Annotated in this window: 13 protein-coding genes; 9 read left to right on the forward strand and 4 right to left on the reverse strand. The window is 44.6% G+C overall.

Annotated features, from left to right (window positions below):
• From ABNT28_RS07335 to ABNT28_RS07345, 3 genes are all read right to left on the reverse strand, one after another.
• Positions 1-497, reverse strand: a 497-nt coding sequence (locus tag ABNT28_RS07335; protein WP_332924403.1) for a TRAP transporter large permease subunit, incomplete at its 3' end; no start/stop codon positions are given.
• Positions 494-1,207: a TRAP transporter small permease gene (locus tag ABNT28_RS07340; RefSeq protein WP_332924404.1), complete on the reverse strand. Its 714-nt coding sequence runs from the start codon at positions 1,205-1,207 to the stop codon at positions 494-496. The genes ABNT28_RS07340 and ABNT28_RS07335, both read right to left, overlap by 4 nt.
• Positions 1,208-1,264: 57 nt before the next feature.
• Positions 1,265-2,242: a TRAP transporter substrate-binding protein gene (locus tag ABNT28_RS07345; protein ID WP_332924405.1), complete on the reverse strand. Its 978-nt coding sequence runs from the start codon at positions 2,240-2,242 to the stop codon at positions 1,265-1,267.
• Between the two features lie 256 nt (positions 2,243-2,498).
• Here ABNT28_RS07345 and ABNT28_RS07350 point away from each other — a divergent pair, with 256 nt between their 5' ends.
• The 4 genes from ABNT28_RS07350 (at position 2,499) to ABNT28_RS07365 (ending at position 5,565) form a co-directional block, all read left to right on the forward strand.
• Entirely contained in the window at positions 2,499-3,491 is a 993-nt protein-coding gene (locus tag ABNT28_RS07350; protein ID WP_332924406.1) for a DMT family transporter, read from the forward strand.
• Positions 3,492-3,527: 36 nt separating this feature from the next.
• The gene (locus ABNT28_RS07355; protein WP_332924407.1) at positions 3,528-4,259 is read left to right on the forward strand and encodes a YiiX/YebB-like N1pC/P60 family cysteine hydrolase; all 732 of its coding nucleotides are present in this window, start codon (positions 3,528-3,530) and stop codon (positions 4,257-4,259) included.
• Positions 4,260-4,268: 9 nt separating this feature from the next.
• Entirely contained in the window at positions 4,269-4,982 is a 714-nt protein-coding gene (locus ABNT28_RS07360; protein ID WP_332924408.1) for a spermidine synthase, read from the forward strand.
• 112 nt (positions 4,983-5,094) lie between these two features.
• Positions 5,095-5,565 (forward strand): NUDIX domain-containing protein, encoded by a 471-nt coding sequence (locus ABNT28_RS07365; protein WP_348721298.1) that lies wholly within the window; start codon positions 5,095-5,097, stop codon positions 5,563-5,565.
• Here the strand turns inward: ABNT28_RS07365 and ABNT28_RS07370 are convergent.
• Entirely contained in the window at positions 5,489-6,994 is a 1,506-nt protein-coding gene (locus ABNT28_RS07370; protein ID WP_348721299.1) for an inorganic phosphate transporter, read from the reverse strand. The two genes, ABNT28_RS07365 and ABNT28_RS07370, sit on opposite strands and share 77 nt — an antisense overlap.
• 216 nt (positions 6,995-7,210) lie before the next feature.
• Between ABNT28_RS07370 and ABNT28_RS07375 the strand changes: the two genes are divergently transcribed.
• The 5 genes from ABNT28_RS07375 to ABNT28_RS07395 all read left to right on the forward strand — a co-directional run bounded on the left by ABNT28_RS07375 (position 7,211) and on the right by ABNT28_RS07395 (position 12,131).
• Positions 7,211-9,379: an adenylate/guanylate cyclase domain-containing protein gene (locus ABNT28_RS07375; protein ID WP_348721300.1), complete on the forward strand. Its 2,169-nt coding sequence runs from the start codon at positions 7,211-7,213 to the stop codon at positions 9,377-9,379.
• A gap of 97 nt (positions 9,380-9,476) precedes the next feature.
• Positions 9,477-10,550 carry an MBL fold metallo-hydrolase gene (locus ABNT28_RS07380; RefSeq protein ID WP_332925044.1) on the forward strand — a complete coding sequence of 358 codons (1,074 nt, stop codon included), beginning with the start codon at positions 9,477-9,479 and terminating at the stop codon, positions 10,548-10,550.
• A gap of 78 nt (positions 10,551-10,628) precedes the next feature.
• The gene (locus tag ABNT28_RS07385) at positions 10,629-11,651 is read left to right on the forward strand and encodes a sterol desaturase family protein (RefSeq protein ID WP_348721301.1); all 1,023 of its coding nucleotides are present in this window, start codon (positions 10,629-10,631) and stop codon (positions 11,649-11,651) included.
• Positions 11,652-11,749: 98 nt separating this feature from the next.
• Positions 11,750-11,944 (forward strand): hypothetical protein, encoded by a 195-nt coding sequence (locus tag ABNT28_RS07390; RefSeq protein ID WP_332925042.1) that lies wholly within the window; start codon positions 11,750-11,752, stop codon positions 11,942-11,944.
• A gap of 1 nt (position 11,945) precedes the next feature.
• Positions 11,946-12,131 (forward strand): hypothetical protein, encoded by a 186-nt coding sequence (locus tag ABNT28_RS07395; protein WP_332925041.1) that lies wholly within the window; start codon positions 11,946-11,948, stop codon positions 12,129-12,131.
• Positions 12,132-12,340: the final 209 nt, after the last annotated feature.

The following is a 12,340-nucleotide window of genomic DNA, read 5'->3' on the forward strand; positions in this document are numbered from 1 at the left end:
ACGCCATAAACGATCAGCGTCAATGATGGGGGTATCATTAGCCCTAGAGTGGCGGCACCAGCCAATGTGCCGATAATCATATATTCTGGATAGCCGCGTTGACGTAATTCAGGGATCGACATTTTACCAACAGTTGTCAAAGTCGCCGCCGACGATCCAGACACAGCTGCAAAAATAGTACATCCGGCAATGTTTGTATGTAACAAACCACCAGGCAACCAGCGCATCCATGGCGCCAACCCGCGGAACATATCCTCGGATAATCGTGTTCGATAAAGTATTTCACCCATCCAGATGAAGAGGGGTAGGGCGGTCAAAGTCCAGCTAGATGCCCCTGTCCAGATTGTTGTGATCATGGCATCACCAGCAGGCCGTGAGGTGAATAGCTCCATTCCCACAAAGGCGACACCGACAAGCGCTAGACCAACCCAGACTGAACTGCCAAGCATGGCGAACAGGACAAATAGAAAAATACCAGTCGCGTATAGTTCGGTCATTCGACTACTTCTCCCTTGATTGCGGTTTCACTTGTTACAAGAAGACGTATCAAATGATCCCATAAAGCGACGGCCAATAGAATTGTGCCTAAGGACATGGGTATCTGAGGAACCCAGACAGGTGTAAAAATTAATTCACTACTGGAATTTGCCCATAATGCAGCCCATTCCGAAGGGAATGTGCCAGGCATTTTTAGGAGGGTCAGAATCCACTCGGGAATCTGATCTTGACCTTGTGTCCGGTCATTCAAAATTTCCGACATGAAGTTTGTTTTCACCGCAAAGCGCGCAAAATATGTAGCGGTTATGGCCGCTATCAGCATGGCAAAAGCATCGAGCCATAGTCTGGTATAACGGTTCAAGTTTAAAAGAATTGATACCCGGATATGGGCACCGCGACTAAGCGCATGCGCAAGGGCAAAGAATGAAGTGGCTGCCATTGCGTAGCCAGCAAATTCGGTCGAGCCTTCAAACGGAATGTTAAGCCAGCGCGCGCTCATCTGGGCAATGATGACCAGAAGTATCATAATCATAAAAATGGCAGCGATAACGCCCGAGACAAGATAAACACGATCAAGCAAACGCCATATTGGTATAAGCACGGGTTGAATGCGGAAACGCGTAAGACGACAGATCAAAGCGGCGATGGCAGGAAGTATGAACAACCAAAACCAAAGCGGCAAACCAAGTAATAGGGGCCAGTTTGTCATAATATAAGTTCATGTCCCCAAGCTAGGAGCAAGGGGACATAATCATTTCATCCTCAATTACATTGACTTGTAGGCGTCAACGATGGCTTGACCATCTGCACCTGCTGAAGCAAGCCAATCTGACTGCATTTTTGCGCCGATAGCTTTTAGTTCCTTAAGAAAAGCAGGGCTAGCATCTTCAACACTCATGCCGTTGGCTTCTAGCTGTTCAAAATACCAGTTGGCAAGTTCTGCTGACTTTGCAGAACAGTCGGCACCTGTTTCATCAGCAGCTTTCTGAATGGCGGATTTTGTATTGCCATCAAGCCCATTCCAGACGCCTTTATTGACGATGACATAGTTACGCGGCAACCATGCATTGACCTTGTAGTAATGCGTCAGATGTTCCCACACTTTGCGATCATAACCGGTCGATCCAGAAGAAATGAAGCTTTCAGCGACGCCTGTAGCCAAGGCCTGAGATAGTTCGGCGGCTTCAACCTGAACCGGTGTCATGCCAAGCTCTTTGGCAAAGGTCGCTGTAGCTGAGTTGTATGAACGGAATTTAACGCCTTGTGTATCGGCAGACGAATTAACAGCTTTCTTGAAATAGAAACCCTGACCAGGCCATGGGCAGGTATATAATGCAACAAGATTCAAGCTATCAAGCTGTGCATTGACTTTGTCTTTGGCAGCTACCCACAGTTTGTTATTTTCTTCATAAGTGGTGGCCAAAAACGGCAAATTATCCCAGCCCAGAAGCGGCGCTTCGTTTGCATGTGCTGACATGAAGCGCTCACCAATTGGAGCCTGACCAGTCTGAACAGCGCGCTTGATTTCACCACCTTTAAAGAGCGAGCCACCCGCATGCACAGTAATATCAACAGCACCACCAGTGTAGTCACGCACTCTATCAGCAAACACAACACCCATTTCAGAATGGAAATTGGTTGCCGCATATGCCATTGGCATATCCCATTTTTCGGCCTGTGCGGCTACCGAAACCAATGATGCACTGGCGGCGGCAGCGGCCATAATAGTTTTTACGAATTTCATAGTATCCTCCCTAGATAAATAAGCTGGCGTTTTTTATGATTTTAATTTTACGCCTAAGTAGCTAAAGACTACATGTAAAATTCACGACTTTTGTGAACTCCTGTCAAGGTCGATATAACCAAATGACCTGAAATAGGGCAGATATTCATGATTGTAATTTATTTACAACGAAACAAGACTATATGATCGCCATGTTTAGTCACCGAATGGCGCGTTATAGCTAGCTATATGATCTCAAAGCTGTCAAAATTGTAAAATGGCTAAATTAAAAGAATCATCCGCTAACGGTGTCATGCTTTCACTTGTTGGTTTTGGCTTATATTCAACGCATGACGTTGTTGTGAAATATCTTGGTGGCTTCTATACGCCGTTTCAAATCCTTTTCTTTTCCGTTCTTTTTTCATTTCCGCTTGTCACGCTCTATATCCTGAGAAACCCGAGGACAGGTAGTCTGTGGCCGCATCATCCAGTTCAAATGGGGATCAGGGTGCTGGCGACCTCAATGTCTGGCTTTTGCACTTTTTATGCGTTTTCAGTTTTACCCCTTGCGCAGACCTATGCGTTATTGTTTTTGACCCCCATTTTGATAACTGTTTTGTCAATTCCAGTGCTTGGTGAACGAGTTGGCATACATCGCGGATTATCGATACTTGTTGGCTTTGTTGGGGTGCTGGTGGTTCTGCAACCTGGTGATGTTTCCTTTTCATTAGGCCATCTAGCCGGTTTGGGTGGGGTCATTGGCGCCGCAACAAATTCACTCATCACCCGCAAAATTGGGCAACGTGAAAAAATGGCTGTCATGCTTATTTACCCTATGTTGGGCAATTTTCTGATTATGGGGCTGATTATGCCTTTTGTTTATGTGCCAATGCCATTGCTTCATCTAGGCAGTATTGCGGTTTTGGCCATTTTGGGTTTTCTGGCGATGTTCTTCATTGTGTCAGCATTCCAGAATGCCAATGCGGTTATCATTGCGCCAATGCAATATTCACAAATTTTATGGGCTGGCTTTTTTGGTTTGGTCTTATTTGGCGATCAGGTGACCACATCGCTGGTTATCGGCTCTGTTTTGATCATTGGCAGCGGATTGTATATTGTGAAACGTGAATTAAGCCAGAAGCAATCACTTCAGCCAGTATTGTCGGATCCCACATTCCGACCTGATAGCGGATTGCGCCCGCGCTTTGCGATTTCATATAGTTTTATTAAAAAGTTTAAACGTGGCCAAAAAGGCAAACGCATAAAATAGAGCTAGCCACAAGCAGGCAAGGTAAAGAATAGGCATATGCAATCGATTTTACGCTATTTTGGAGACAGGCTTGCACGTCACCTGAGCAAACCAAAGCCAGGATATGAGCGGTTTTCGGTTTTGTCACAGGCGCAATTAGCAGCGACGCTTGAGCCTTGCGATCTTTTACTTGTTGAGGGTAACAGTCAGATCAGTACCGCGATTAAATATCTGACCCAGTCAACCTGGTCGCATGTGTGTCTGTTTGTTGGTGACCAAGATGGTCAAGGGGCTTTGCTGGAAGCTGATCTGGTCAATGGCGTGTGCCGTGTGCCGCTGTCGAAATATGATGGTTATAATGTCCGTATCTGTCGTCCGGTGAGGGTGACAGATGAAGATAAGCGCGCCTTAATCAATTTTGCAATCGAGCGTATTGGACATCAATATGACACTAAGAATATTATTGATTTGTTGCGATATTTGATTGCCACCCCGCCCGTTCCATCGCGTTATCGACGTTCCTTAATTGCATTTGGCAGTGGCGACCCGACAAAAGCCATTTGTTCAACGCTTGTAGCGCAATCATTTCAATCGATAAAATATCCGATTTTACCACGCGAATTGAGTGTGCAGGAAAAGAAACGTTTTTATAACGATCAGCTGGTCATGCAAAAACGGCATTACAGCCATTTTACGCCGCGTGACTTTGATCTGTCTCCGTATTTTCAGATTATCAAACCAACGATAAGTAACGATTTTGACTATCAAGATATCAAGTGGGATGAATAGGTAATAACCATGTCAAAATTATTTGAAGAGCTGGATTATCAGATGACGCCGCTTGGTGAATTGTCGCTTCGGCGTCGGCGGCAGTTAAAGCTGGATAAGGATGTTGTCGAGGTTATTCTAAATGACGAGCATCTTATGTCGGATATGTTCAGCGTATCGGAAATTGCGCTTGCCGATCTGCCGCTATCCAGAATGAAACATAAAGCACCTGAGATTCTGGTTGGGGGACTGGGGCTTGGTTATACGGCTAAAGCGGCACTGGCTTTTGATCATGTCAGGTCAGTGACAATTATCGAATATCTAGCTCCTGTTATTTCGTGGCATAAGGATGGCCTGCTTCCGATAGGTACTGTTTTGTCTGATGATCCGCGTTGTCAGATTATTGAGGCTGATTTTTTTGCCTGTGCCGCCAGCGATGACGGTTTTGATAAAACGCAACCACAACGTAAATTTGACGGTATCTTTTTGGATATAGATCATGCGCCTGATTTTCATCTGAGCCATAGTCATGCCAGTTTTTATGCCGAGGAGGGGCTGGAAAAGCTGAGCAATCATTTAAAGGATGGGGGTGTTTTTGCCCTATGGTCGAATGATGGGGCAGATGACGCTTTTGTAAATCGACTTGAAAAGGTTTTTCATCACGCGTACGCAGAAGATGTGGTGTTTTTTAACCCTTTGATGGAAACTGATTGTTACCAGACAGTTTATATTGCCGAAAAATAATGCATCAACCATACTAAGTTCTTTTAATCCATACTAATTCTTTTAATATTGTCTGAATTCAAACTAGTTGTTCTGTTGGTGATGGGATGACGCATTAAAGAATGGTTGTTCAATGAACCATAAAATAGGTGTGATACCTTTTGATATTAGTGGCGACCGGATGGCGGTGATGTTTGTAACATCGCAGAAACGTGGACGTTGGATCTTGCCCAAAGGTGACCTTAAGATAAATGAAACGCATAAGCAGGGATGTAAACGTGAAGCGTTTGAAGAAGCTGGCGTGCGGGGAAAATTATTGACAGATTTTCCCATGACCATGGTGATCGGAAAAAGTAACGGGCATAAAGTCGAAAATGTTATTGTTACCTATTACCCGCTTTTGGTAACCACACAGACCGATAAATGGCCAGAAGATGCAAAGCGCGAGCGACATTGGTCACTTCTGGACAAGGCGCATAAGGTCACCGAGCGCGCTGATTATTTGCAGCTTATCAAACAATTTGATGCTATTGCACCGTGGATATTAGAAACTGCAAAACATAAAAAAGCGAAGCTGCAAGCAAAGCTGACGCAGGCACTGTGATAATCCATGCGGCGCCAATAGAAACAACATAGCGTCGTCTGACCAATTTTCGGCGAAGACGAATATGCACATTCTGGAACGCATCCTGTGCCGTCGGGTTCAATATATGCGATGGTTTCAGGCGTTTTTTATCCGGATTTTCCATATATTCACGTAAGAAGCCAATGCCAAAAATAGCCCCAATGGCAATATGCGTTGAACTGACCGGCAAACCGAATGCAGTTGCAATCAAAACCGTGACCGCCGATGCAAGTGCGACACAATAAGCGCGCGGCGCATTTAAACGGGTAATTTTTTCACCGACGGTATTAATCAATTTGGGACCGAAAAGAAGCAGTCCCAAGGCCAGTCCAGCCGCACCAATCACCATTACCCATAAGGGAATAGAAACCTTTGCGGCAACCGAAGGGTCGGTAAATGTGGATACGATCGCAGCTAGCGGGCCAACAGCATTAGCGACATCATTCGCCCCATGCGCAAAGCATAGCAGAGCAACACCGATGATAAGCGGAAAATTGAAAAGGGTGTAAATTTCCTTTTTGCGATCTCCGACTTTGAGTGCCTGCTTTTTAATGAAGGGGATCGATATAATCCAGCTTGTCAAAAAGGCAAGAAATGAATAGAAAATAATAGCATCAGTCGTAGGTTTCCATATTTTTTTCAAGCCCTTCATAGCCATATAGGCGGTAAAAGCACCGCCCATCAGACCAATCAAAATAGGAACCCATCGGCGGGCAGCTTTGTTGCGTTCTTTTTGGTTTATTATCTTCATTTTGATGAGGTAGAGAAGCCCGGCGGCGACCATGCCACCAAAAACAGGTGAAATAACCCAACTGGCAGCAATTTTTGACATGGTGAGCCAATTGACCAGATCAAATCCAGCCCCCGCAATGCCAGCGCCCATGACACCGCCAACAATGGAATGTGTCGTTGAAACGGGCGCGTTCAAAAAGGTGGCAAGATTGATCCATAAAGCCGCAGCAAGAAGCGCGCTGAGCATCAGATTGCGAAAATCATCCAACGCCACGCCATCACCAGGATTGATAATGCCTTTGGCAACGGTTTTAACGACATCACCACCCGCCAGAAGCGCACCTGCGCTTTCGCATATGGCGGCAATTATAACGGCAGCGACTACCGTCAAAACCTTGCCACCGACAGCAGGCCCCATATTGTTCGCAACATCATTTGCACCAATATTCAAAGCCATGTAACCGCCAATTACTGCGGCTGATACCAACATCACTATGTCTTCGGGTGCTACGTCCAGATTCATGCTTCCATAAATCCCCGCAATCACCAGAAATAGAGCGGCAATCGTAAAAGGTAATAGCGTTGTACGACGTTGTTTAACCTGGCTATGCGTATAATCCAGTCGCCTTAAATCATTGATATATCTATTAGATTGGTCAATCTGGTTGTTTTTCATAGTGGAAATATGCCTTTGGAATGATGCGCATTGTAATATCTGAACTGTTAAAAACGTCAAAATATTACAATTTTGTTGCAGTTATATTACGAGCGCGCAAGGACTTATTTTGCTGAAGATTAAGTCTGAAATGAACAAGTTTACGTTACATTGACATTGCCAAAGACGCCTCGCATTGTAATGGTAGCTGAGTCTTTTTGTTTGGTGCCACGTTTTATGACCTTTCAGTTACGTGATCTTTTGGGTTTTTCAACCAAATGCACACTGTATCTATTTTTTCTGATAATCATTCTAGCAAGCACAGTTGTGCGCGCAGAGACGGTTTTTTCTGTTGAGCCTGGACAATTAGCCACAATTCCCCATGACCATCTGACATTTCTGGAAGGGTTTGACCATACGGCTCATCTATCGGATCTTGAAGATGGTGCCTGGTTGCCATCATTACAAAGTGATCAGTCGCTTGTGGACGGTTACTGGGCGCGGGTGCGGATTTTCAATAATACAAATACCCAAGAGATTGGCATCAACCATAATTGGAACCGCGAGAAAAAGATTTTTACCGTCAGTCGTCAGGGCGCAAAGAGTTATCCATACTGGGTTTATGAGTCAGGTGACTGGATCGATGATGGCCGCATTTTGGGTCAATATAAGGTTTTGATGCCAGTTGGCGAGGAAACAGTTCTTTACAGTTACTTCCTTAGCAGTCCGTTTGATCGCTTTATGGGACGGGTTAACGGCCTAGATCGCATGACAGTTGGTTCATGGCAAGATGTGCAATTGCGTGAGTTATTTCGCTTTGCCAGCAATATTGTTTTTATGTCGGTCGCCTTTGCCTTTGGTTTGTATTATTTCTTCATCTATCTGGTTTCAAAAGGGAATTATCTGTGGCTGTCACTTAGCTTGTTCCAAGCCACAATCATTGTATGTCTGACATCATCAAATGCCATGTTGCTAGGTATTGACCGTTGGGTATCAAACAGTGAATTCAGCCTTGTCCTCAATTCGGGTTTATTTGCTTTGTTGCTACAATTTTTCCGAAAGTCACTGGAACTGGATTCACGATATAAAAGATTTGATAAAATATATTTTTCGGTAATCGTTTTTTATATTGTTATGGCAGGCATTAATTTTGTCACCTCGCTGTCCTGGCCCGGGCCATCAGAATTTGACCTTGTTGCTTATCCCCCTGACCGGCTTGGCCCTGGCATCGTTAAATTACAATATCTGTTCCTGCCATTTGCTTTACTGTTATTTACGTCTGTCGGTATTTCGGCCTTTTCCTGGCATAAAGGTAGCAAAACGGGAAAATATATGTGCGTTTCGTTTATGTTGCCGTTGCTTACGGCGCCTATATCGATCATCGCATTTCTTCTGTATGGATTCACTTGGATCACCATGCTGGTGGCAACGACTTTTGGTGGTTTGTTGTTTCTGTCAATGTTCATTACCTTTGGCTTTGCGGTGGCACAGCAGCTTAATGATCTGAAAGCTTTGGCTCTTGATCAGCAAATCAGGCTCACAACTGCCTATCAGCGATTTGTTCCCAAACAACTGTTATTAAATCTAAAGAAAGATAGCATTCTGGATGTGCATCTTGGTGATCAGGTCGAAATTGAAATGAGCATTCTGTTTTCCGATATTCGTTCTTTTACCAGCATATCGGAAAGTATGACGCCTGATGAGAATTTTCGTTTTGTAAATGGCTATCTAAAACGTATGGGACCAATAGTGCGCGGGCATAACGGCTATATAGATAAATTTCTTGGTGATGGAATTATGGCGTTATTTACGCGCGCCGCTGATGATGCCACGAGCGCCGCCGTAAAAATGCAGCAGGACTTGATTGTTTATAACGAAGACGCCAAAGCGCAGGGCGCGCAAAGCATTGATATAGGCATTGGTGTGAATACTGGTTCGATGATGTTTGGCACGCTTGGCGAGGCTGACAGGATGGAAGGTTCCGTTATCAGTGACGCGGTAAATCTGGCGGCTCGTCTCGAAATGTTGACCAAACTATATCAGGCAAAGGTTTTGATCAGTGAAGACACCTATTTAAAATTAACGCCTGATATTTTTGCTGTGCGGATGATTGACAAGGTTGCGGTCAAGGGCAAGTCCGAAGCGGTTAAGGTTTTTGAAGTTCTTGACGCTGACTCTGATGATAATAGGGCGTTGAAGGTCAAGGATAAAGCACGGTTTGATGAAGCTGTAACACTTTATCAAGCTCAGAATATCAATGAGGCGCTGACACTGTTCACTGCCATATATGATAATAATCCAGCCGATATGGTGGTTTGTCTATATATCGAGAGATGTAAGAGTCTTTTGAAGGATGGGTGGGATACGGCAAGCTGGGATGGCGTTAACCGAATGCAAACAAAGTGAGACACGGATGCTTAATGTAATTATAGATATAAAGGTCATGTTTCGTAGATTCATGTTTCCAGTATTCGTGCTGGCAATACTCACGGGGTGTGATCAGGTGGGACAAAATCCAAAAGATGTGCATCTCAAAATAGTTCAGTCATCGCCTAATTATGACATGGCTAGTCAAAAATTCGTCAATCGTCGTCCAAATATCATGAAGACAATGGGTGATGATACCAGCTTTTGGGATGATCCCATCGGACGTCTCAGGCATAATTTCTTTTTCAATTCCAATGAAACATCGCCATCACAATTAATCCCTGAAGACCGTTCGGGGGTGCCGGCAGATTTTGGAGATAGCGCAGGTACGGTAAAGTTCATCTGGTTGGGCCATTCATCGTTTCTGCTGTCCATTAATAACAAGATCGTTCTGGTTGATCCTGTATTTTCAGGTGCTGCGTCACCATTCAGTTTTCTTGTTAAACGTTTTCAGCCGCCAGTTATCAGCTTTCATGATCTGCCCGATTTAGATTATGTGCTGATTTCGCATGACCATTATGACCATCTGGATATGGAAACAATCATCAAGCTAAAGGATGATGATGTGACCTTTATAACGCCGCTTGGCGTGAGTGCGCATATGCGCAAATGGGGTGTCGATAGTGACAAGCTGATCGAGTTGGATTGGTGGGACGAAATAGATTTTGACGGGGTGACTTTTATCTGCACGCCCGCCCAGCATTTTTCTGGCCGTATGGCGCTTGTTTCGACAATGAAAACCCTGTGGGCATCATGGATTGTCAAAGGCGGTGGCAAGAGTGTCTATTATAGCGGCGATTCAGGCTATGATGTGCATTACAAAGACATTGGAGACCGTTATGGAGCATTTGACATCGTGTTTATGGATAGCGGTCAGTACAATGAGCGCTGGGCAGCTGTTCATAATATGCCAGATGAAGTCATTCAGGGGTTTCTTGATCTTCAGGGACGGCATCTGGTTCCCGTGCATTGGGGCATGTTCACCTTATCCCTACATAACTGGTACGACCCGCCAGTTGAAATTACCAAACGTGCAAAGCCCCATAATATATCTGTAATGACACCGCTTATGGGGCAAACGGTGCGGCTTGATAATCCGGGCATCTTTGAGCGTTGGTGGGAAGCGCTGATTGGCAAGGCAGACGATTAGGAAAGGTTTGCGATTTGATATTGCCAGATTGCGCATAATCTGGAAACATTTTCAAATGTTGAACAGTGAGGCATGGGCATGTCATCTGGCAATCATGAACCCATCAGCGACAAAGATATATCTGCTGATAAAAATGGCACAAACCGTCAGGAATGGAACTGGCATCCGGATCTGCCGATCACCAATAATCCGCTTTTTGAAATGCCATGGAAGATGGCGGCAATCTGGGCATATCACCGCGATACATGGTTGAGATTGTCCGAGGTCAGTTTTTTTCTGTTGTTGGCTATCATGTCATTTTATATGCTTCAGCCTGTTATGCCTGCCAAGGGTGATACATCCAACATTGGATGGCTGGTCGCTTTATATGCAATCAATCTAGGGCTTGTTGGCCTTGTCGCGGGGGGATTGCACTGGTTTCTATATATACGCAAAGGGCAGGGCACTAAGCGGAAATATGTCACCTCTTTTGGCCATAAAGGAGGTGGGCGTTTCAATTTTGGTCGTCAGGTTTATGACAATATGTTCTGGACATTGGCCAGTGGGGTCAGTTTCTGGACGCTATATCAGGCCATAATATTGTGGCGGTTAAATAATGGTGACGCGCACTATATTGGTTGGAACGATAATCCGGCTTTATTCAGCCTGATTATATTTCTGACAGGATCATGGATCGCGTTTCATTTTTACTGGGGGCATCGTTTTTTGCATGTTGGCCCTGTTTATAAATGGGTTCACGCCTTACACCATCGCAATGTAAATGTTGGCCCGTGGTCAGGCATTTCCATGCATCCAGTTGAGCATGCAATTTATTTTTCATCGGTGTTCATCCATCTGTTCGTTCCTTCGCATCCGATACATGTTTTTTTTCACATGTATATGCTTGGTTTGTCGGCGATCATTGGACATAGCGGTTTTCACGCATTGTTTATTGCCAATAAAGAACGCGTTTTGCTTGGCCATTTTCATCATCAGCTTCATCATCGCTATTTTGAATGCAACTATGGTAGTGTCGATTTTCCACTTGATCGTTGGTTTGGCACTTTTCATGATGGATCACAAGAAGCGCGTATTAGTCTGAAAAATAGACTAAAAAAATAATTTCATAAATATTAATTTAGATATTCTGAATCCCTTGTTTGCAATTAATAACGCTTTTATCCTTGCGCAGGTTATCAATCAAATTTTGGAGTCTGGGGATGAAATGGCTTTTAGTTGCGGTGCTGACGCAAGGCATTGTGCCGACGGATATTACCTTTCGGAATGTCGATGACTGTTACAAACAGGCAGGCCAAGCTGCTGTGATGGCGCGCAATGCAAAAGCAGAAATATCTGAAACCAAAGCACAGGACATTGAGTTGAATAAATATGCCTGTGTTTTAATGGATCATTAAGATGGAGTGGGTAGCGGTAGCCATCATGACATCGGGAATTATAACTACCGATCTTAAGTTTGACACGATTGACGATTGCATGACTGAAACAGGTAAAATAGTTGCCGATGCCTATAGAGCTGCCGCATGGGAGCAGGGGCCGGATCTTGTTTTGCCACAATATGCTTGTCTGCTTAGGGACGATTAAGACTGGTAGCGGCGTTTTGTCCCTTGCCAAAAGACGGCTGAGCATCGTAGAAACAGGCTTCATTATGTCGTGGAGATGGTTATGAACGCAAATATTGGCTTAATCCTTGTTATCGGATTTCCACTTGCCCTATGTGTGGCCTTATGGGCTTTTGACAAGGTCTCCGTCCGCCCTGAATAGGCCAACGGCCTCGTCAAAGGCGTCAAAGG

The organism is uncultured Candidatus Puniceispirillum sp., from assembly GCF_963979125.1.
Taxonomy (GTDB): domain Bacteria; phylum Pseudomonadota; class Alphaproteobacteria; order Puniceispirillales; family Puniceispirillaceae; genus Puniceispirillum.

Excerpts from the sequence above, each read along its gene's own strand:
- ABNT28_RS07350 (WP_332924406.1), top strand. The coding sequence starts at position 2,499 with ATGGCTAAATTAAAAGAATCATCCGCTAACGGTGTCATGCTTTCACTT.
- ABNT28_RS07390 (WP_332925042.1), top strand. The coding sequence starts at position 11,750 with ATGAAATGGCTTTTAGTTGCGGTGCTGACGCAAGGCATTGTGCCGACG.
- ABNT28_RS07395 (WP_332925041.1), top strand. The coding sequence starts at position 11,946 with ATGGAGTGGGTAGCGGTAGCCATCATGACATCGGGAATTATAACTACC.
- ABNT28_RS07345 (WP_332924405.1), bottom strand. The coding sequence starts at position 2,242 with ATGAAATTCGTAAAAACTATTATGGCCGCTGCCGCCGCCAGTGCATCA.
- ABNT28_RS07365 (WP_348721298.1), top strand. The coding sequence starts at position 5,095 with ATGAACCATAAAATAGGTGTGATACCTTTTGATATTAGTGGCGACCGG.
- ABNT28_RS07370 (WP_348721299.1), bottom strand. The coding sequence starts at position 6,994 with ATGAAAAACAACCAGATTGACCAATCTAATAGATATATCAATGATTTA.
- ABNT28_RS07340 (WP_332924404.1), bottom strand. The coding sequence starts at position 1,207 with ATGACAAACTGGCCCCTATTACTTGGTTTGCCGCTTTGGTTTTGGTTG.
- ABNT28_RS07385 (WP_348721301.1), top strand. The coding sequence starts at position 10,629 with ATGTCATCTGGCAATCATGAACCCATCAGCGACAAAGATATATCTGCT.
- ABNT28_RS07355 (WP_332924407.1), top strand. The coding sequence starts at position 3,528 with ATGCAATCGATTTTACGCTATTTTGGAGACAGGCTTGCACGTCACCTG.
- ABNT28_RS07360 (WP_332924408.1), top strand. The coding sequence starts at position 4,269 with ATGTCAAAATTATTTGAAGAGCTGGATTATCAGATGACGCCGCTTGGT.
- ABNT28_RS07375 (WP_348721300.1), top strand. The coding sequence starts at position 7,211 with ATGACCTTTCAGTTACGTGATCTTTTGGGTTTTTCAACCAAATGCACA.